We start from the raw sequence: 19,641 nt of genomic DNA on the forward strand, positions 1-19,641 counted from the left end.
CGACGCCAAAGATTCCACACTACACGACACAGTGCTGGCTGAGGGCGGCTGGATGGCTTCAACTGGATGACTCCGACCAAGGAAACATCCGATGCTTCACCACGCCATCTCCGCCCTCACGAATATTCTGCGTCCAGATCTCGACTTGAGCAAGAGCCGTCTGGAGACGCTTTGCATGATCGTCATCGGCATGGTCAGCGCGCGCAGCGTGAACCTCGGCCATCTTGCCTGCGAACGACCGGGATCGGCCCTGACCTCGTCAACATACCGTCGGTTGCAACGCTTCTTCCAGCACGTCCATCTCGACGAGGACTGGTCGCTCCCGCTTCTGGTCCGGCTGTTGGGCCTGAACAAATCGTGGCTGCTCGCGCTCGACCGCACCAACTGGCAGATCGGCAAGACCGAGGTGAACTTTCTCGTGCTCGCAGTCGTCACCCGTCGTTTCCGCGTCCCCCTGGTCTGGAGCCTGATCGAAGGCCGCGGGTGTTCCGACACCGACATGCGCATCGCCCTGATGGAGCGATATCTCGCGAATTTTCCCGCGACGACCATCCGTCTGCTGCTTGCCGATCGCGAGTTTGTCGGCGCAGGCTGGATGGAATTTCTTAGTAAAAACAATATCCCCTTTGCTATCCGCGTAAGGGAAAATCTTCGCATTACGACCGAGGACGGTCACGACCTTACCTTGCGCGCAAGGCTGCGCCTGGCCCGCCGTGGCCGGGCTTTTCGCGCCCGCCTCGGCACACGCGAGGACGCAGCCGCCAGCAATACGCCGCTCCTGAACGTCGCGGCCAAGCCGCTCAAGGGAGAGTGGTTGATCGTGGTTACCAACGTCGCGCCGCGCACCGCGCTCGAAACCTACCGCAAACGTTGGGCGATCGAATGTCTGTTCGGCGATGCCAAGACTCGTGGCCTCAACCTCGAGGACACACGTCTCACCGATCCACGCAAACTCGCTCTGCTCATGTCCCTTGTCGCGCTTGCCCTTGCCTGGGCCGGTCGCGCCGCCGCAGACCTTCTCGGCAAGCGCGCGCCGCCGCGCAAAAGCTACGGCCACTACGCCAGATCCTGGTTTCGAACCGGCTTCGACCACATCCGAAGCCGCCTCAGATCCGATCCCCTCGACGCCATCGCGTCGTGGCAGAGGATCAACCCAGAAGCACGAAAGCCCTGCGGAGTCGTGTAGTGTGATTCCGTGGGCGCTACCGACAGGGTTAAAGCTCCGCGCGGGGCCGTCGCGCCAGCGCGACATCCGCGATCGCCAGCCGCCCGCCCACCGGCCGCTCGAGGATCAGATCGAGCCACGCCTTCACCAGCCGGGAAGTGTTGAACGCCTGAAGCCCCAGGTCGAATTCCGCCGTTGCGGCTTCGTCTTCGGGGGCCAGCGCCGCGAGCATCTGTTCGGTGTTCGGTCCGTGGCGGATGTTGAGACGTGCGTAAACGTTTACCGGCGTTGCCGGGCCGAACCCGACGCGCACGCGCAGGATGTGATTGCGGCGCAGGGTCGTCGCCGCATCGTGAGGCAGATCGATCGCCAGCGACAGGAAGGTTCCGTCGAAGCCGCCCAGTTCGAGGGACAGGGCATAGGGGGCCGGTCCCGGTCCCGGCCGCTGGTGCAGGGCGGCGGCGGTGCCGTCGTGAAACACCGTCGCCCCCGCGCACAGCGCCGTGCCGTCACGCGCGGCCTCGAGCGCGTTCGGCGCGATCGGCACGGCCCACGGCGCGGGCCGCCAAGCCCAGTCGCACTGTGCAGGCCACTCGATCCCGTCCTGGCCCGGCAGGATCGGCCGTGGCGATCCGGCGGAGGCGGGCTGGGACCCGCGCAGGCGCGCGATCAGCCGCGATGCGCGCTTCGCCACGGGCCCTACAGGTCCATGTAGATGTGCCGCTCCTCCGCCGCACCGGGATGGGTGCAGGCGCCGTATTTGGCCGAACCGACCAACTGCGCATATTTCCACAGCGCGCCCGAGCTGTAGATCGTCTCGCGCCCGCCCGTCCATTCGCTGCGCCGCCGGGCCATCTCGGCATCGTCGATGTCGACAGAGATCGTGCCATCGATGGCGTTCAGGGTGATGACGTCGCCGTTGCGCACCAGCGCGATGGGCCCGCCATGCGCCGCTTCGGGGCCGACATGGCCGACGCAGAAGCCGCGTGTCGCGCCCGAGAACCGTCCGTCGGTGATGAGCGCGACCTTCTTGCCCATGCCCTGACCCGACAAAGCGGCCGTGGTAGCGAGCATCTCGCGCATGCCGGGGCCGCCTGCGGGGCCCTCGTTGCGGATGACGATGACCTCGCCCTCCTCGTATTGCCGCGCCTTGACGGCCTCGAAGGCGTCCTCCTCGGATTCGAAGACACGGGCGGGACCGGCGAAGACCTGATGCTCCGCCGCCATGCCCGCGACCTTCACGATTGCACCTTCGGGGGCGAGGTTGCCGATCAGTCCGACGACGCCGCCGGTTTTGGTGATGGGGGTGTCGACCGGATAGATGACCCGCCCGTCCGCGCTGCCCTGCACCTCGTCGAGCGTCTCGCCGATGGTCTTGCCGGTCGCGGTCATGCAGTCTTCGTGGATGAGGCCCGCGCGGCGCAGTTCCTTCATCACCACCGGCACACCTCCGGCTTCGTAGAGATCCTTGGCGACGTATTGCCCGCCCGGCTTCAGGTCGACGAAATAGGGCGTCTCGCGGAAGATGTCGCAAACGTCCTGCAGGGTGAATTCGATTCCCGCCTCATGGGCGATCGCCGGCAGGTGCAGGCCGGCATTTGTGGAGCCGCCGGTGCAGGCGACCACCCGCGCCGCATTCTCCAGCGACTTGCGCGTGACCACGTCGCGGGCGCGGATGTTCTTGTCCAGAAGGTGCATGACCGCCTCGCCGGACGCGACGGAATATTGGTCCCGGCTCTCGTAGGGTGCTGGCGCGCCCGAGGAATTCGGCAGCGCCAGCCCGATCGCCTCGGAGACGCAGGCCATGGTGTTGGCGGTGAACTGGCCGCCGCAGGCGCCTGCGCTGGGGCAGGCGACGCGCTCCAGGATCTCCAGTTCCGCATCGGACATGTTGCCCGCCTGATGCTGGCCCACGGCCTCGAACACGTCCTGCACGGTCACGTCGCGGCCGTTCAGCCGCCCCGGCAGGATCGAGCCGCCATAGATGAAGACCGACGGCGTGTTGAGCCGCACCATCGCCATCATCATGCCCGGCAGCGATTTGTCGCAGCCCGCAAGCCCCACCAGCGCGTCGTAGCAGTGCCCGCGCATCGTGAGTTCGACCGTGTCCGCGATGGCCTCCCGCGAGGCCAGCGAGGACCGCATTCCCTCATGGCCCATCGCAATGCCGTCGGTGACGGTGATCGTGGTGAATTCGCGCGGCGTTCCGCCGGCCTGCTTCACGCCCAGCTTCACCGCCTGCGCCTGGCGGTTCAGGGCGATGTTGCAGGGCGCGGCTTCGTTCCAGCAGGTCGCCACGCCGACGAAGGGCTGGTGGATCTCCTCGTCGCCAAGACCCATCGCGTAGAAATAGCTGCGATGCGGCGCACGCTGCGGCCCCTCGGTGACGTGGCGGCTCGGCAGCTTCGACTTGTCGGTGGGGCCCTTCGGCATGGCATTCGTCTCCTGTCCCGTCGGAAAACGGGGATAGACGCAGGGCGTTTTCGAAACAAGCGAGATTGCCGCACTGCCGAGGGGCCACTAAGGATCCTGCAAAAGACTGGCAAACACGAGGGCTGCGGGCATGTTGACCCCGGAATTCGCGCGCTTCGTCGCGCCGGCGCGGCGGCGGCCGCAGGTCTGGCGCCTGTGCGCGGGCCTTCTCCTGATCGTACTGTGCACCGTCGGGACGTCGATGCTGTTTTTCGCGGTCGTCGCACTGCTCCTCGGGCCGGGCGAGATCGAGGTCTGGATGGCGCGGTTCCGCAACGGGGCATCGCCGACCGGCACGACGATGCTGTTATACACCTTCGCGGGCATGGCGCTGGGGGCCGTGCTGGCGGGGCTCGTTCACGGGCGGCACCCCCGCACCCTTGTCGGCGCCGCACAGGCCCGGCCCTTTCTTGCGGGGCTCGGCGCGGTCGTGCTGGTCAATGTCGCCGCGCTCGTCATTCCGGCGGATTTCCCGCTCGCGCCCGGGATCGACGCGGAGATATTCCTGACCTTCCTGCCGGTCGCGCTTCTGGGCGTGCTGCTGCAGACCGGTGCGGAGGAGCTGACCTTCCGCGGCTATCTCCAGACCCAGCTCGCGGCGCGGTTCCGCTCGCCGCTGGTCTGGCTCGTCCTGCCGAGCTTCGCATTCGGGGCGCTGCATTATTCCGAGGCAATCTACGGGCCGAACGCGCTCCTCGTCGTCGCCACCGTCACCGTCGTCGGGCTGATCGCCGCCGACCTGACCCGCGTCACGGGCGGCATCGGCGCGGCCTGGGGGCTGCATTTCGCCAACAATTGCGTGGCGCTTCTGGTGGTGGGCGCCGAGGGGCCGCTCGGCGGGCTGGCCTATTTCCGCGCGCCGCTCGACCCCGCAAGCCCGGATCTGGCGCCGCTCATCGTGCTTGATCTCGGCCTGTTGGTTCTGGCCTGGGCGGGGCTGCGTGTGTGGTTCGCGCGACGCCGCGCCTCCGCCGCCTGACGGTCGTGTTGCGCGCGGCGAACACGGCGTCTATCTGACGGAATACCCTCGGAGACCGGCATGAACTGGATCAACAACTACGTCCGCCCGAAGATCAACTCGCTGTTCTCGCGCCGCGAGGTGCCCGAGAACCTCTGGACGAAATGCGACGAGTGCGGCCAGATGCTCTTCCACCGGGAGCTCAAGGACAACCTGCGCGTCTGTACCAATTGCGGCCACCACATGCACATCGCCCCGCGCGAGCGGTTTCAGGCGCTGTTCGACGGCGGCGCCTTCCGGGAAGTGGCCGTGCCCAAGCCGGTTGACGATCCGCTGCGGTTTCGCGACCAGAAACGTTATCCCGAACGCCTGCGCGCCGCGCAGAAGGCATCCAACGAAACCGAGGCGATGCTGGTGGCCGAGGGCGAGATTTATCGCACGCCGATCGTCGCCGCCGCGCAGGATTTCGGCTTCATGGCCGGATCGATGGGCATGTATGTCGGCAATGCGATCGTCGCCGCCGCCGAACGCGCGGTAGAGCTCCAGCGCCCGCTGGTCCTGTTTTCAGCCGCCGGCGGCGCGCGGATGCAGGAGGGGATCCTCAGCCTCATGCAGATGCCCCGCACGACCGTCGCGGTCGAGATGCTGCGCGAGGCGGGCCTGCCCTACATCGTGGTCCTGACGCATCCCACGACCGGCGGCGTGACCGCGTCCTACGCCATGCTGGGCGACGTGCAGATCGCCGAGCCGAACGCGCTGATCTGCTTCGCCGGGCCCCGCGTGATCGAACAGACCATCCGCGAGACCCTGCCCGAGGGGTTCCAGCGCGCCGAATACCTGCTCGATCACGGGATGCTGGACCGCGTCACGCCGCGCGGTGCGCTCAAGGAAGAGCTCGCCACCATCTTGCGGATGCTCACCGGCCTGGGGCCCCTTGTCCACGGCGATCTGCCCCGCCCCGAGGTCGAGCCGCAACCGGTCGTGGCGGAGCCGGAGATCCGGCCCGAACCGCAAGCCGAAGCTCCGGAAGAGGCGCCCGCCGAGGATAGCCGGACGTGACCATCCGGCCCACGGGCTCCGACGCCATTCTCGAACGGCTCCTGTCGCTGCACCCCAAGGTCATCGACCTCGTGCTCGACCGCGTGCACCGCCTGCTGGAGGCGCTGGACCATCCCGAACGTGCGATACCCCCGGCGATCCACATCGCCGGAACCAACGGCAAGGGATCGACGCTCGCCATGCTGCGCGCCGGGCTCGAGGGCGCGGGCGAGACGTGTCACGCCTATACCTCGCCGCATCTCGCCCGATTTCACGAACGCATCCGGCTGGCGGGAGAGCCGATCGCCGAGGACGAACTCGCCGACCTGCTGGCCGAGTGCGAGGCCGCGAATGGCAGCCAGCCGATCACCTTCTTCGAGATCACCACCTGCGCCGCCTTTCTGGCCTTCGCGCGCCACCGGGCCGACTGGACCTTGCTGGAAGTCGGCCTTGGCGGGCGGCTGGACGCGACCAACGTGATCGCACCCCGGCTGACCATCGTCACGCCGGTCTCCATGGATCACGAGGCTTATCTGGGCGACACGATCGAGAAGATCGCCGCCGAGAAGGCCGGCATCCTGAAGCCCGGAACGCCCTGCATCGTCGGTCCGCAGGACGAGCGCGCGCTGGAGGTCATCGAATACCGCGCCGCGCGCCTGGGCGCGCCGCTGCAGGTCCACGGACAGCATTGGCACGTCCGCGAGGAGGCGGGCCGCCTGGTCTTCGAGGACGAGACGGGCCTGATGGACCTTCCCGCGCCCCGGCTGATCGGCCATCATCAGGTGCTCAATGCCGGGATGGCGGTCGCCGCCCTGCGCGCGCTGGGCCGCCAGCGGGGGGCCGAGGCCGCGATGACATGCGCCGAATGGCCCGCCCGGCTGCAGCGCCTGACGCACGGACCTCTGGTCGAGGCGGCGGGACCTGCGGAACTCTGGCTCGACGGCGGCCACAATCCCGCCGCGGGCGCCGCGCTGGCCGAGGCGCTGACCCGTCTGCCGCCGCGTCCGCTACATCTGGTTTGCGGAATGCTGCGGACGAAGGACGCCGCGGGCTACATGGCGCCCCTCGCTCCGGTGGCCGAGCGGCTGCACGCTGTCTCCATTCCCGACGAAGCCAACACCCTCACCGCCGCCGAAACACTTGCCGCCGCCACGCGCGCGGGCCTCGTCGCCGACGCGGCGCCTTCGGTGGCCGAGGCCGTCGCCGGCATCGCCGCTGCCTCGCCGGATGCGCGCATCCTGATCTGCGGCTCGCTCTACCTCGCGGGGCACGTCCTGCGCGCGAACGGGTGATCTGCCCGGGCCGCTCAAAACGGTCCGATCCCCCGCCTTTCCGTTGATCTGACGCACATGAACAGCGATACCTTGGCCATGTTCCGTTGCGCCCTCCTTGCCGCCGCCCTCGCGTCGCCCGCCCATGCCGTGACGCATGCCTTCTGCTGGACCGGCTCGGCGGACTACCGGATGGAGGGGTTCATCACCTATCCCGACACCGCCACCGGCATCGTGACCGAGAATGACGTGACCGGCTTCTCAATCACCGGCTACCGCGACGACCGGATCGTCGGCCGCTGGTCGATGGCGGAGCGTGAGCCGGACACGTCATGGACGCTCCGCTTCGACACCGAAACGCTGAGCTTCCCGACAGGCGGCTATTACGAGGACGGCACCTATCAGGAGTGGAATGCCGACGGGACCGCGACCAATTGCGGCGAGCCGGGCTTCGGCTTCAACGGCGGCAACCGGGCGCAGGATGTCTGCGTGGACGGCGTGTTCGTGGAGGAGAGCGGCGTATCGCCCGACACGCCGCTGGGTATCTCGCCCGACCCGGCAAATCCGTGCGGCCCGCTGCCGATGTCGTCCCTGACGGTTCCCCGCCACCGGGCGTGACGCCGGCGGGCGCGGATCACGGCGTGGGAGCCTCCGGATCGACGTCCCAATTCGCGGCCTGCATCTCCCGGAGCCGCGACGCGGTCCGGCCGAACTCGAACACGTCGTCTCCGGCCAAGGCCTCCGGTTCCGCCGCCGCGCCGACGATCAGCTTCACCCGAGCTTCGTAAAGCGCGTCGATCAGGGTGACGAAGCGCCGGATCTCGTTGCCGTGGGCGCGCTCCAGCACCGGCACATCCGTCAGGACCAGAACCCGCAGCGCACGCGCCAGCGCGAGGTAATCCCCTGCCCCGAGGGGCCGCCCGCAGAGCTGCTGAAACGACGCCTTCGCCACGCCCGAGGCGTATTCCTCCAGCCGCAGGTCGCGCCCCTTCACCCGAAGCGTCAGGCCCTCCGACCTCCCGCCGGTCAGTTGCTGCCACACCGCCTCCACTCCCTCGGGGTCGTCGACGAAATACGTTCCCGTTCCGGCCATTCGGTCCTGTCGCCAATCCCGGCCCGACGGCATCTCGTGCACGATCATCCGCCGGTTCAACATCTCGATGAACGGCAGGAACAGCGCTCGGTTCAGCCCGTCCTTGTAAAGATCCTCCGGCACGCGGTTGGACGTGGTCACGACATGGACGCCGCCCGCGAACAGCTTCTCGAACAGGCGGCCCACCACCATCGCATCGGTGATGTCGGTGATCTGCATCTCGTCGAAGCACAGCACGCGGACATCCGCGATCACCGCGTCGGCGAAAGGGGCGATCGCATCGGGCGTGCCGGCGGCGCGGGCCTGGTGCATCGCTTCGTGCACGTCCTGCATGAAGGCGTGGAAGTGAACCCGTCGCGACGGGACCGGCGCGGCCTCGTGGAACAGGTCCATCAACATGGACTTGCCCCGCCCGACGCCGCCCCAAAGGTAGCATCCCATCGGATCTTCGGGCTCCTTGCGCCGCCCGAACAGGCCCCGCTTCGGCCCGGCGGCCAACTTGGCGCGGATCGTCTCCAGCGGCACGAGCGCGGCCTCCTGCGCGGGATCGGGCGTCAGCGTACCCTCCGCCACGCGCGCGTCGTAAAGCTCGCGCAACGTGGTCATCGGGCGCAAGGCCGCACAGGCGCCGGCCGGTCGTAGTCCGATAGACACAGGTTCCGAAAGGTCAGCCGGATCATTCGACGGGGACTCCTTTGGGCAAGGCCGCTTCGCGGGGCGCGACGGTCGCACGGACATTCCGCGCGGACCCGGTCACGTGGGGTGGGCTTTGAAGCAGGAAGATTGCCGGGAGACAAGATGCCGGGCCCCGACGGTCCGCCCGCCGATCAGAACCGCCGCAGCGCCAGCGCACCCGCCAAGCCGAGCTGCCCCAGAATCCCTTGCCGGTAAAGACCCGGCCGCCGCATCAGCCCGATCCGCGCCGGCAGACCGCCATCCCGTCCCCGCATGACCGCATCGAGCCGGGCACGGTTTTCCTCCGTCAGCAGATCCCGGACGGCATGCAGCGCGGCGAGATTGGCGTCGGTCCACACCCGGTAATCGCCGCGCGCCATCCGTCGCAACCTGTGCGCGAGCGCCCGCCCCCCCGCCGCATCGCCGATCTGGTTCGCCTCGTGCTGTCGGTAGTCGAGACAGGGCTCGGTGTCGAACGTCACGCGCCCGCCCGCGCCCGACACGAGCTGGTAGAGAAACCAGTCATGCACCGGCACCGACACGTCCCGGCGAATCGCGGCCTGCACGAGGGCGCGCGCGGGCGCGTTCAGCACCATCGTGTTCCCGCCCGCGAAGTTCTGCGTCAGCGCGTGGCGAAAGCCCAGCGGCACACGCGTGATCCGCGAAAGCCGTAGCGGCGTCAGATCCGTGTCGCAGACCCGCGTGGCGCCGCCATGCAGCGCCGGCCGATCGCCGGCCGAGGCGACCGCCGCCCGCGCGCGGGCCAGCTTGTCGGGATGCCAGACATCGTCCTGATCGCTCAGCGCGACGAGATCGCCCGTCTCGGGCACCCGCGCCAGCACCGACAGGAAGTTCGCTGCGAAGCCCGTGCCCGGTCCGGCATGCAGCTCCACCTCGCCGGTCCAGTCGCCCGCAAAATTTCTCACGACATCCCGCGTCGCATCCGTCGAGCCGTCGTCGGAGACGATCACGCGCGCGGGCGGCAGGGTCTGCGCGGCAATGCTGTCGAGCTGCGCGCGCAGCCATGGGGCGCCGTTATGCGTGCACAGCACGACCACGACCTCGTTTGTCTGCGGCATGTGGACCCCCTTAGGCGGATGTCGCCTCCGCAACGGGGGCTGTCAACTGCGCCGGGGGCCGCGGGTCCCGCTCATTCGAACGAAATCGTCGAGGCTCTCCGCATTTTCGCCCACTGCCTCGCCCGGCAGGACCAGGATTGCACGCTTGGCTTGGGGGACCCGTCAACGAAGCACGTGTGCAATCATGGACATCACCGCCCGCGGCGTGATCCTGCCCGCCCTCGAAGACCCGACCTCGCAGATTTCCGACCTCGCCATCTTCACCGAAGGGAGCGGAGTCTTCCTCTTGGCGGGATACGAGAACAACACCCGGATCGTCAGCATCGCGGTCGATCCCGGCGGCCGGACCGGTCAGCGCGGGATCGTCGAACTTCCCGGCAGCTACACCGTCGGCGGCGCGGGAGAGATGTTCGTCAACGCGATCGGCGACGTGATGGTGACGGGTCTCGGCGGCGAGCATTCGCAGCGGGTGGACGTGCGCGCCGATGGCAGCCTCGCGCGCGACGGGGCGAGCTATCTGGGCCGCGATCTCGACTGGACGACGGACGTGTTCGAGATGGTCGAGGTCGGCGGTCGAGACCTTTCGGTCTCGATCTCGGGGCGCGACCTGCAGATCGCGGTGGACACCGTATCGGCGAACGGCACCGCGCGCAGCGCCGCGCGTCTGGACCTCGCGCGCGAACATTCCGAATCGGACTACGCGGCGATCCGCGACGTCGCCACGGCCGAGATCGGCGGTGCGACCTATGTCATCGCGGCCGTCGCGGGGGAGGAGGCGCTTGTCTCGCTGCGGGTGGAGACGGACGGAACGCTGACGGAGATCGGGCGCATCGGCGCCGCGGAGGGGCTGGGCATCCGGAGCCCGGAAATCGTCCGGACGGTTGCGCTGGGGGGGCATGATTTCGTTCTGGCCGGCAGCGCGGGCAGCGGCACGATCACAGTTCTGGAAATCGGGGCGGACGGTGCGCTGCGTCCGACGGACCATGTCGCTGACACGCTCGCCACGCGCTTCGCCGGAATCTCGTCGATGACGACGCTTGCGGTGGACGACGCGCAGTTCGTCTTCGTCGCCGGTGCCGATGACGGAATCACGATGATGCGCCTTCTGCCAAACGGGCGTCTCGTCCACATGACGACGCTGGCGGATGCGCTGGGGACGACGCTGCGCAATGTCTCCGATCTCGAAACGGTGGTGAACGGGGGCATGATCCAGCTCTTCGTGTCGAGCGCGTCGGAAAGCGGGATCACGCTTCTGGAGATCGATCGGCGCGAGATCGGCGCTCTCGTGCAAACCGCCGCGGCCGGCGACCGGCTCGCCGGCGGCGCGGGCGACGACATCCTGCTTGCTGAACATATGGGCGTGCGGCTGACAGGCGGAGCGGGGGCCGACCGCTTCGTCTTCGACGTGGATTATGCGGCCACAGGATCGCTGGGCACAGTGGCGGATTTTGAGATCGGCCTCGACCGCATCCTGTTTCCGGGCCTGTCGGCGCTGTCGAACCTGCTGCAGCTCGACATTACATCCACTTCGGACGGAGCGATGATCAGCTACGGCGAGGTCTCGCTGCGGATTGTCAGCGCCGACGGGGCGTCGCTGGAGCGGGAGGACTTCACGCAGGACGATTTCTTCGAATTCGACACACATTTCACGGCCAACGCTCCAAGCACCCCGGCCTTTGATGCCGTCGATCTCCCGCCACCGCCTCCGCCACCACCTCCGCCGCCGCCGCCTCCACCGTCAGAGCCGGAGCCACAGCCGGAGCCGGAGCCAGAGCCGGAGCCAGAGCCAGAGCCAGAGGTTTTGCCGCGAAATCTCGTGGGCGGAGCCGGCGACGATTTTCTGGAAGGCGGGGACGGGAATGACTGGCTCCGCGGCATGGGTGGAAATGACAGGTTGCGTGGCGCCTTGGGCGATGACGCGCTCGAAGGGGGAGACGGCTCCGACACGATCTTAGGCGGCGCGGGCCACGACCGCATCTTTGGTGGCTACGGCGACGATTTCATCTATGGCCAGGATGGAGACGATTTCCTCATGGGCGACTGGGGGGGCGGGCACGATCGTCGGCCATGGCGGCAACGATTTCCTGAACGGCGGCGCCTGGGGCGACCGGCTTCTCGGCGGTGAGGGCGACGATTTCCTTGCCGGCGGCGTCGGCTGGGACAGGTTTAACGGCGGGCCCGGTGCGGATCGTTTTTTCCATTCCGGGTATCTCGACAATCGCGGCGACTGGATTCCGGACTACAATCCGGCGGAAGGCGACGTACTCAACATCGGCCGTCTTGAGGCCCAACCGTCCGGCTTCGCCGTCAATTTCGCGGATGCCGATTCTCTGGATCCGACGCGCGAGGCGTTCATCACCTATTTTCCGACGGGCCAGTTTCTGTGGGCCTTGCTGGACGGAGAGTTTCTGGATGCGATCATCATGCGATCCGGCCTCGACCATTTCGATTTGCTTTCATGAACCCGCCCCATTGTCGCCAGGGTTCCTTGCATAAGTCCGCGACATGAACCGTCGCAATTTTCCGATCCGGGAAAGGCCTGCCCGTGACCAGCTATAACGACCCCCTCCTGTCGGATCAGTGGCACCTGCCCATGATCGGCGTCGTATCCGCCTGGAACGATTACACAGGGCGCGGCGTCACGGTCGGCGTGTTCGACGATGGGCTGGATTACCTGCACGAAGACCTGCAGGCCAACTTCAGTCGCGGTCTCGATCTGGTCGACAGCGGCGGCCGGCGCTGGGACGCATTTCCGAACTACGTCGGCGACCCCTACAATTCCGGCGATGTCGGGCGTGCGCACGGAACGTCGGTCGCGGGCATCATCGGCGCCGAAGCGAATAACGGTTTCGGCGGGGTCGGTATCGCCCATGGCGCGACACTCGGTGCGGTCGATATCTTCGATGACGTCTTCGTCAACGGTCTCGATCAGGCCGAGGCGCTCGCGCACATGGCTTCGTTCGACATCGCATCGAACAGCTGGGGCTTCGTCGCAGCATGGGACCCGGATCTCGACAGCGGGCAGAACGGGACGTTCGGCGCATGGATTTCGACAATCTACGGAGACTGCGTGGAAACGGGGCGTGACGGTCTCGGCGCCGTCGTGGTCCAGGCCGCGGGAAATTCGGCGCGAAACGCCCAGGCCACGGGGGAACACACGATCCGGGAGACGATCTCGGTCGCGGCGGTCTCCCGAGACGGAATGGTCGCGGGCTACTCGAACTACGGCACGAACATCCTCGTCTGCGCTCCCGCCGCCTCGGTCACCACCGACCTCACCGGAGGCGGGGGCTATTCGAGCGGGAACTACATGACCAATTTCGGCGGCACCTCGGCTTCCACACCGGTCGTTTCCGGTGTCGCGGCCCTGATGCTCGAGGCCAATCCCATGCTTGGATGGCGCGATGTGCAGGCCATTCTCGCCCTGTCCGCGCAGCAGGTCGGCTCGAATTACGGAAACGCCGCGCAGGGCAGTGAGCAGGAGGCTTGGCGCAGCAACGGCGCGGGCAACTGGAACGGCGGCGGCGTCTCCTTCAACGAGAGCTACGGCTTCGGCATGGTCGACGCCTTGGCGGCCGTGCGCATGGCCGAAGCGTGGACCCTTTTCCACGATACGCCGCAGACATCTGCGAACGAACTGACCCGGACCGTCGCGAACGGTCAGAACCGCGCGATCCGGGATTTCGAGACGACGGCGATCACGATGAACGTGGCGGCGAATCAGGCCGTCGAAATCGAATACGTGAACGTGACTGTCGAGCTTTCTCACACCTACGTGCCCGACCTCGTCATCTCGCTCGTGTCTCCGACCGGGCAGGAATTCATGCTCTTCGACCGAGAACAAATTGCCGACACCGCCGCGTCGAGCTGGTCCTGGACCTTCGGCGTGACGGCTCTTCGCGGAGAGATCAGCGCGGGGGCCTGGACGGTCAAAATTGCGGATCTGGCGGCGACCGATACCGGCACCGTCACGGATGTCCGGCTCGATTTTCACGGTTCGGCCGTGAATGCGGATGACGTGCACCATTTCACCGACGACTTCCTCGATTTTGCGAACGTGGAACCGGATCGCAGCATCATCGAGGATACGAATGGCGGCACCGACTGGCTGAACCTCGCGGCGGTGTCGGGCGATGTGGTTCTCGACATGGACGAGACGCTGGAAGTCGACGGCACGACCTGGGCACGGATCGCGCCGGGCCAGTTCGAGAAAGTCGTCACCGGAAGCGGCGGCGACGTGGTCACGGGAAATGCCGGTGCCAATGTGATCCACGGGATGCAGGGTGACGACCGATTGTCCGGCGGTGCGGGCGCGGACACGATTTACGGCGGCCTTGGCAATGACATCCTCTTCGGCGGCGATGGCGACGACGTACTCTTCGGTGGCAATTCGAGGCAGGACGGGGACGACATCATCTTCGGTGAGGGTGGCAACGATCGGATCTACGGGGGCCACGGCATTGATCGTCTATTCGGCCAGAATGGGAACGATTTCATCTCCGGCGACGTCCTTTATTTCGGAATCCGCACCGCACAGGCGATCGACTTCGCGGCTAACCTTGCGGATGCGGGTGCCGGCGGTGCGGATGACGAGGCCTTCATCCCCTATCGTCCTACGGGACAGTTCATATGGTCACTCTTGGATAGTGCACTGTTGTCGGAGATCAACGTGCAGACCGGCGCCGGCGTCTTCGACGTTCTTTGAGTCTCGCGCGGTATCGTGCCGGCATCCCTATATCGATGCAATCGGCCCCTGCTACTTCGCGCTTCCTTTCCGCGCGACGATCTCGTCGTATTGCGCGAAGGCGTCGCCAATATCCTCGTGGTAATGCAGGTGCCCGGCATCGAGAACCGCTCCGGCCGAGCAGAAGCGGCGCATCGTATCCGGCGAATGTCCGACGAAGATCGCACCGGCATTCTGCATGCGGGCCTCGAAGACTTCTTGGCTGCGCTTGCGGAAGGCCTTGTCTCCGACGCTCGTGACTTCGTCGACGAGATACGTGTCGAACGGGATTCCCATCGACACTCCGAAAGACAGACGCGACCGCATGCCGGATGAATAGGTCCGGAACGGCATGTTGAAATGCGGACCGAGCGAGGCGAAGCGGCGGACAAACTCCACCAGCGCATCGCTGTCGACGCCGTAGAGGCGGGCGACGAAGCGGGTATTCTGCGCGCCGGTCATGTCCGGACTGAAGCTACCGGCAAAGCCCACCGGATAGGAGACCCGCCCGTGGCGCACGATTTCGCCCCGGTCGGGCCGGATCGCGCCCGCGATCATCCCCAGAAGCGTGGACTTGCCCGCCCCGTTGCGCCCGATCAGCCCGACCGCTTTGCCTGCGGGAAAGGTGAAGGTCAGGTCGTCAATCACGACCGTCGTCCGCCGCCGGCCGGTATAGGTCTTGGTGACGCCGAGCAATTCGATCACGATGTTCAGCCTCGGTCGCGGACGCTGTAATAGACGAGCGATGCAATGACCCACGCGAGGAGCGCGAATGCCGCGATCAGGCCCAGAAGCGTCGTCCGCTCGGGGTAGAGCGCGCGCTGCGCCACGGACGGCTTGAGATAGGCGGCGAGATATCGGCTCTGCCGCTGCGCTTCGGCGATTGCGGAATCGTAGGCGGCGAGTGCCGCGAGATATGCGCTCTGCGCGAATTCGAGATCGACGTTGAGGCGCTCGAATTCGCCGATGATCGTCACGTAATCATCGTCGAGTCCGTCCGAGCCGGAGCTGAATTTCCCCCGCTCCGCATTGATCCGCGACTCGATCACGCGAATCCGGGTCTCGGCCTGGGCGATGCGCGGGTCTTCGTCGCGCGTCGTCTCCCGCAGAAGGTCGAGATCGATGATCGCCGTCGCATATTGCTGCTGCAGCGTGTTCAGGATCCCCATCTGGCCTTGAAGATCCGCCTGCGGATCGATGATCTGCGTACGCGCGCGGAACCTGAGGATCGCCTCGCGCGCGCCTTTCAACCGGTCGACGGCGAGGGCGAGGTCGTCGCGCGCGTAGCGGGTCGCGTCCTCGCGCGCGATGGCGCTGAGGTCGTTGATCATCTGCGAACTGCGCTCGAAGATGCCGGTGGCGACGGCGAAGGCGTCCTCGGGGCGGAACGCCTTCACCCGAAGTTCGATCAGGCCGGTGCCGCTGTCGTAGTAGATGTTGACGACATCGTTCCAGTAGGCCGTCAGATCCTCGATCGTGCCGTCCGGGTTGAAGGCAAAGATCGGATCCTCCGGCCAGTGGACCGAAAACATCTCGCGCAGATCCAGCTCTTCGTCGAGCGAGACAACGAGTTGCTGGCTCTGTACGAATTCGTAGAGGATGTCCGTATCCGAAGAGGACGCGCCGCCGAGGCTCTTGATCCCGCCCAGAAGATCGATGGCCGATTGCGTGTCTTCGGTGCGTACAGTGAAGGCCACCGACGAGGCGTATTGATCGCGCGCCACGGCATAGAGATACCATGCCGACACCGCCACCGGGATCGCGAAGAACAGCGCGAAGCTGAGGAACAGCCAGACGTGCCGCGTCTTGCGCCGTGCGGGCGGAGCAGGGGCAAAGGCCGCAGCGGCGCCGCCATTCGGCTTGCCCGCCTGTTTCGGGGGCGCTTTTTTCGGCGCGGCGCCGGGCGCCGGCGACGGCGCATTTTCCTTCGCGGCGGCTGGTTTTTCGGCCGCGGGGGCGGGGGCCTGGGACATGGGGTCTCTCCTGATCGCGGATCGCCGGCTGGTCTGACGCTCGGCGTTGGCCATTGCCGCCCGCCTCCTATATCGTCGCCGTCGAGCCCAGTGCAACGATGGCCCCATGTTTCTGCAAACCCGCTCCGATCTGCCGCCCTTCGCCACGTTTCGCTCCATCGGTGCGCTGCTGCTGCGAGAGATGTCGACCACCTACGGACGCTCTCCCGGCGGCTATGCCTGGGCGGTGCTGGAGCCCGTCGGCGCAATCGCGCTTCTGTCGCTCGTGTTCTCCTACGCGCTTCGCTCGCCGTCGCTGGGCACGAACTTCCCACTCTTCTACGCGACCGGCTATCTCGTCTTCATGATGTTCCAGGACCCCTCGATGAAGGTGGCCCAGTCGATCAACTTCTCGCGCCAGTTCCTGAGCTATCCGCGTGTCACCTTCATCGATGCGCTGGCCGCACGGTTCCTGCTGGCGGTGATCACGCATCTGATGGTGTTCTACATCGTGATGACGGGGATCCACATCATCTACGAGCTCAATACCATCATCGACTTCATGCGTATTTTCGAGACGCTTCTGGCCACTGCGGTCCTGGCGCTCGCGATCGGCACACTCAACTGCTTCTTCTTTACTCGCTTTCCTGTCTATCGCTCTGCATGGTCCGTCCTGACGCGGCCGCTCTTCATTTTGTCATGTATCCTGTTCATCCCCGAGGATGTGCCGTCCGAACTCCGTGGCTGGCTTCTGCTCAACCCTCTCGTGCACCTGACCGGCAACATGCGCGCGGCGTTCTACGCAACTTATGACGCAACCTATGTGTCGCTCGTCTATGTCTACCTGATATCGGGGCTCGCCCTGGCATTTGGCCTGCTGCTTCTGCGGCGGTATCACCGCGACCTGCTGGAGCGCTGAGCCTTCGGTTGAGGCGCCGCGCGGCGGGTGCTAACGCAGGTTCGATCTGCACCGAAGAGTCCCGGCAATGCCATCGAACCTCCTTTACAAGTTGGCCAGCGCTGCCGCCTTTCTGATGCCGCGCCCCACGCGCGACCTCTATGCCTGGCGCATCCGGCGCAGCGGCACTTTCGACCGCGAATATTACGGCAGGATTTCCCACGGCATAAATCCGCTCTACCGGGCCTTTCCGATCCGGCATTACACCCGCTTCGGGGAGTCGCTCGGCTGGCAGCCGAACGAGACCTTCTCCCCGTCGGCCTACCTGCGCCTCAATCCCGATCTGCGCGACCGCGAGATCCGGCCGTTCGAGCATTACCTCCGCCACGGCCAGGCCGAGAACCGCGTCTTCCGCGAGTTGCTCGACGGTGGGCTCGCAGGCGACGCCGCGGCGACGGAAGTGGTCGATTTGCGCGCCCTCGCGGCGCGGGGCCGTCCCGGGCGGTCGCGCTTCGCAGTGGTGATCCATCTTTACTATCTCGACATCTGGGACGAGTTCGAGACCGTGCTGTCCGAAGCAGGGATCGAGTTCGACCTCTTCGTCACGATCACCCATTTCGCAGAAGGGTCCGTAGAATTGCGCGACCGGATCCGCGCGGCACATCCCGAGGCGGTCGTGGTCCTGATGCCCAATCACGGGCGCGACATCTTCCCGTTCGTCCATCTCGTCGGCGCAGGCCTGCTGTCGGGGTACGAGGCGGTCTGCAAGATCCATTCCAAGCGCTCACCGCACCGCGTCGATGGCGATGCATGGCGCAACCATCTCGTCACGGGCCTTCTGCCGGCGGTCGGCACGCCCGACCTGCTGGAGGCGTTCCTTGACGATCCATCCGCCAGCCTCTGGGTCGCGGACGGCCAGCACTACCGGGAGACCCAGTGGTGGGGCTCGAACCTCGTGACGACCGACCACATGCTGCGCCGGATCGAGATCGCGGCCGACCCGGAGCGGCTCTCCTTTCCGGCAGGGTCGATGTACTGGCTCAAACCTGCCCTGGTCGACATGATCCGCGGCCTGCAACTGACCGAGACCGACTTCGAGCCGGAGCGACGTCAGGTCGACGGCACCACGGCCCACGCGTTCGAACGCGCACTCGGCTACATGGCCGAGGATGGCGGGCGGCGCATCGTGCAGACCTCGCAGCTCGAATTCACCCCGGACCCGCCGGTGCGCCGCGCGCCGTCCTTCGTCTCGGCTTTCTACCTGCCGCAATTCCACCGCACGCCCGAAAATGACGCGTGGTGGGGTCGCGGTTTCACCGAATGGACCGCCGCGTCCGCAGCCACCCGCAACTTCGCCTGCCACGCACAGCCGCAACTGCCCGGCGCGCTCGGCTTCTACGACCTGACGCGGCCCGAGGTCATGGGCGAGCAGGCCGCGATGGCTCGCGCCGCCGGGATCGACGCGTTCTGCACCTATTTCTACTGGTTCGACGGGCGCCGGATCCTCGAGGCGCCGATCGACAACCTGATGGACCGGCCCGAGATCGAGTTTCCCTTTTACCTGTGCTGGGCGAACGAAAGCTGGCGGCGCAACTGGGACGGCCAATCCGGGGAGGTGCTGCTCGAACAGGGTTACCGCGAGGGCTTCGAGAGCGCGCTGGCCCGCGACACGGCGCGCTACATGCGCGATCCGCGCTATGCCCGGCCGGACGGCGCCCGCCCGCGCTTCGTCATCTACCGCCCGACCGACATGCCCGATCCGACGGCCAGTGTCGCGCGCCTGCGCGCCGCGTGGCAGGAGGAAGGGGTGGGCGAGGTCGAACTCGGGGCGGTCCTCTTTCACGTCCGGGGCGAGGCCGAGATCGCCGACGATCTGTTCGATTTCCATATCGAGATGCCGCCGCATGACCTCGTTAGCGGGGCCGACTACATCGTCGGCGGCCCGACGCCGCCGCCCCGCGATTTCGGCCTGATGCCGGGCTTTCGCGGCTTGATCTATGATTACCGCCGCGTGGCCGAAAACGCGCTGTCGCCGGAATACGCAGCCCGACTGCCGGCGAACACGATCGCCGGGATCATGCCGTCCTGGGACAACACCGCCCGCCGCGGCCCATCCGCCCATATCGCCTGGGGCGCCAACCCGATGACCTTCGAGCGCTGGCTGGAGCGGCTCTGCGCGGAGCGGCTGGATCAGTCCTATCGCGGCGAAATCATCGTGAATGCCTGGAACGAATGGGCCGAGAAGGCGATGCTCGAGCCGTCACGCCAATACGGCGACGCGATGCTGCGGGTTCTCGAACGTCACTCCGGCGCCAAG

General features: G+C 66.6%; 16 protein-coding genes. 10 read left to right on the forward strand and 6 right to left on the reverse strand.

Annotation, left to right across the window (positions count from 1 at the left end; translation table 11 throughout):
* Positions 1–91: 91 nt before the first annotated feature.
* The gene (locus tag JSE7799_RS06155; protein ID WP_055662841.1) at positions 92–1,186 is read left to right on the forward strand and encodes an IS4 family transposase; all 1,095 of its coding nucleotides are present in this window, start codon (positions 92–94) and stop codon (positions 1,184–1,186) included.
* A gap of 28 nt (positions 1,187–1,214) precedes the next feature.
* On the opposite strand, the gene JSE7799_RS06160 is transcribed toward JSE7799_RS06155, so the two are convergent.
* Together JSE7799_RS06160 and ilvD are read right to left on the reverse strand one after the other, a co-directional pair.
* Entirely contained in the window at positions 1,215–1,859 is a 645-nt protein-coding gene (locus JSE7799_RS06160; RefSeq protein ID WP_055662842.1) for a DUF6478 family protein, read from the reverse strand.
* A gap of 5 nt (positions 1,860–1,864) precedes the next feature.
* Positions 1,865–3,598 carry a dihydroxy-acid dehydratase gene (gene ilvD, locus JSE7799_RS06165; protein ID WP_055662843.1) on the reverse strand — a complete coding sequence of 578 codons (1,734 nt, stop codon included), beginning with the start codon at positions 3,596–3,598 and terminating at the stop codon, positions 1,865–1,867.
* 130 nt (positions 3,599–3,728) lie between these two features.
* Here ilvD and JSE7799_RS06170 point away from each other — a divergent pair, with 130 nt between their 5' ends.
* Genes JSE7799_RS06170 through JSE7799_RS06185 form a run of 4 tightly spaced genes read left to right on the forward strand, consistent with a single transcriptional unit; the run spans position 3,729 to position 7,522 of the window.
* Positions 3,729–4,616 (forward strand): CPBP family intramembrane glutamic endopeptidase, encoded by an 888-nt coding sequence (locus JSE7799_RS06170; protein WP_055662844.1) that lies wholly within the window; start codon positions 3,729–3,731, stop codon positions 4,614–4,616.
* Between the two features lie 60 nt (positions 4,617–4,676).
* Complete coding sequence (gene accD / locus JSE7799_RS06175; protein WP_055662845.1) at positions 4,677–5,654, forward strand: acetyl-CoA carboxylase, carboxyltransferase subunit beta; 978 nt, start codon at positions 4,677–4,679, stop codon at positions 5,652–5,654.
* 2 nt (positions 5,655–5,656) lie between these two features.
* Positions 5,657–6,925, forward strand: a complete 1,269-nt coding sequence (locus tag JSE7799_RS06180) for a bifunctional folylpolyglutamate synthase/dihydrofolate synthase (protein ID WP_055662855.1) — start codon at positions 5,657–5,659, stop codon at positions 6,923–6,925.
* Positions 6,926–6,982: 57 nt separating this feature from the next.
* The gene (locus tag JSE7799_RS06185; protein ID WP_186201850.1) at positions 6,983–7,522 is read left to right on the forward strand and encodes a hypothetical protein; all 540 of its coding nucleotides are present in this window, start codon (positions 6,983–6,985) and stop codon (positions 7,520–7,522) included.
* Positions 7,523–7,538: 16 nt separating this feature from the next.
* Here the strand turns inward: JSE7799_RS06185 and zapE are convergent, their stop codons facing one another.
* A complete protein-coding gene (zapE, locus tag JSE7799_RS06190; protein ID WP_055662847.1) occupies positions 7,539–8,603 on the reverse strand; it encodes a cell division protein ZapE in 1,065 nt (354 codons plus the stop codon).
* A gap of 221 nt (positions 8,604–8,824) precedes the next feature.
* Positions 8,825–9,751, reverse strand: a complete 927-nt coding sequence (locus tag JSE7799_RS06195; RefSeq protein WP_055662848.1) for a glycosyltransferase — start codon at positions 9,749–9,751, stop codon at positions 8,825–8,827.
* 184 nt (positions 9,752–9,935) lie between these two features.
* On the opposite strand from JSE7799_RS06195, the gene JSE7799_RS21980 reads away from it, so the two are divergent.
* From JSE7799_RS21980 to JSE7799_RS06210, 3 genes are all read left to right on the forward strand, one after another.
* Positions 9,936–11,876 carry a calcium-binding protein gene (locus JSE7799_RS21980; protein WP_055662849.1) on the forward strand — a complete coding sequence of 647 codons (1,941 nt, stop codon included), beginning with the start codon at positions 9,936–9,938 and terminating at the stop codon, positions 11,874–11,876.
* A complete protein-coding gene (locus JSE7799_RS21985; protein WP_055662850.1) occupies positions 11,767–12,213 on the forward strand; it encodes a calcium-binding protein in 447 nt (148 codons plus the stop codon). Before JSE7799_RS21980 ends, JSE7799_RS21985 begins: the two co-directional genes overlap by 110 nt.
* Positions 12,214–12,296: 83 nt before the next feature.
* Positions 12,297–14,456, forward strand: coding sequence for a S8 family serine peptidase (locus JSE7799_RS06210; protein ID WP_055662851.1), 2,160 nt, complete (start codon positions 12,297–12,299; stop codon positions 14,454–14,456).
* Between the two features lie 51 nt (positions 14,457–14,507).
* Here the strand turns inward: JSE7799_RS06210 and JSE7799_RS06215 are convergent, their stop codons facing one another.
* On the reverse strand, positions 14,508–15,179 hold the full coding sequence (locus JSE7799_RS06215) for an ABC transporter ATP-binding protein (RefSeq protein ID WP_055662852.1): 672 nt from the start codon (positions 15,177–15,179) through the stop codon (positions 14,508–14,510).
* A 5-nt stretch (positions 15,180–15,184) separates the two neighbouring features.
* Positions 15,185–16,447 (reverse strand): KpsE/RkpR family capsule polysaccharide export protein, encoded by a 1,263-nt coding sequence (locus JSE7799_RS06220; RefSeq protein WP_186201851.1) that lies wholly within the window; start codon positions 16,445–16,447, stop codon positions 15,185–15,187.
* Between the two features lie 106 nt (positions 16,448–16,553).
* Here JSE7799_RS06220 and JSE7799_RS06225 point away from each other — a divergent pair, with 106 nt between their 5' ends.
* Together JSE7799_RS06225 and JSE7799_RS06230 are read left to right on the forward strand one after the other, a co-directional pair.
* Positions 16,554–17,345, forward strand: a complete 792-nt coding sequence (locus tag JSE7799_RS06225; RefSeq protein ID WP_055662854.1) for an ABC transporter permease — start codon at positions 16,554–16,556, stop codon at positions 17,343–17,345.
* A gap of 115 nt (positions 17,346–17,460) precedes the next feature.
* A partial coding sequence (locus tag JSE7799_RS06230) for a glycoside hydrolase family 99-like domain-containing protein (protein ID WP_055662856.1) occupies positions 17,461–19,641 on the forward strand: 2,181 nt, incomplete at its 3' end.

This window comes from Jannaschia seosinensis, from assembly GCF_001408515.1.
Lineage (GTDB): Bacteria > Pseudomonadota > Alphaproteobacteria > Rhodobacterales > Rhodobacteraceae > Jannaschia > Jannaschia seosinensis.

Coding starts and splice junctions, on each gene's coding strand:
- JSE7799_RS06155 (WP_055662841.1), top strand. CDS start 92: ATGCTTCACCACGCCATCTCCGCCCTCACGAATATTCTGCGTCCAGAT.
- ilvD (WP_055662843.1), bottom strand. CDS start 3,598: ATGCCGAAGGGCCCCACCGACAAGTCGAAGCTGCCGAGCCGCCACGTC.
- JSE7799_RS06170 (WP_055662844.1), top strand. CDS start 3,729: ATGTTGACCCCGGAATTCGCGCGCTTCGTCGCGCCGGCGCGGCGGCGG.
- accD (WP_055662845.1), top strand. CDS start 4,677: ATGAACTGGATCAACAACTACGTCCGCCCGAAGATCAACTCGCTGTTC.
- JSE7799_RS06185 (WP_186201850.1), top strand. CDS start 6,983: ATGAACAGCGATACCTTGGCCATGTTCCGTTGCGCCCTCCTTGCCGCC.
- zapE (WP_055662847.1), bottom strand. CDS start 8,603: ATGACCACGTTGCGCGAGCTTTACGACGCGCGCGTGGCGGAGGGTACG.
- JSE7799_RS06195 (WP_055662848.1), bottom strand. CDS start 9,751: ATGCCGCAGACAAACGAGGTCGTGGTCGTGCTGTGCACGCATAACGGC.
- JSE7799_RS21980 (WP_055662849.1), top strand. CDS start 9,936: ATGGACATCACCGCCCGCGGCGTGATCCTGCCCGCCCTCGAAGACCCG.
- JSE7799_RS21985 (WP_055662850.1), top strand. CDS start 11,767: ATGGAGACGATTTCCTCATGGGCGACTGGGGGGGCGGGCACGATCGTC.
- JSE7799_RS06220 (WP_186201851.1), bottom strand. CDS start 16,447: ATGTCCCAGGCCCCCGCCCCCGCGGCCGAAAAACCAGCCGCCGCGAAG.
- JSE7799_RS06225 (WP_055662854.1), top strand. CDS start 16,554: ATGTTTCTGCAAACCCGCTCCGATCTGCCGCCCTTCGCCACGTTTCGC.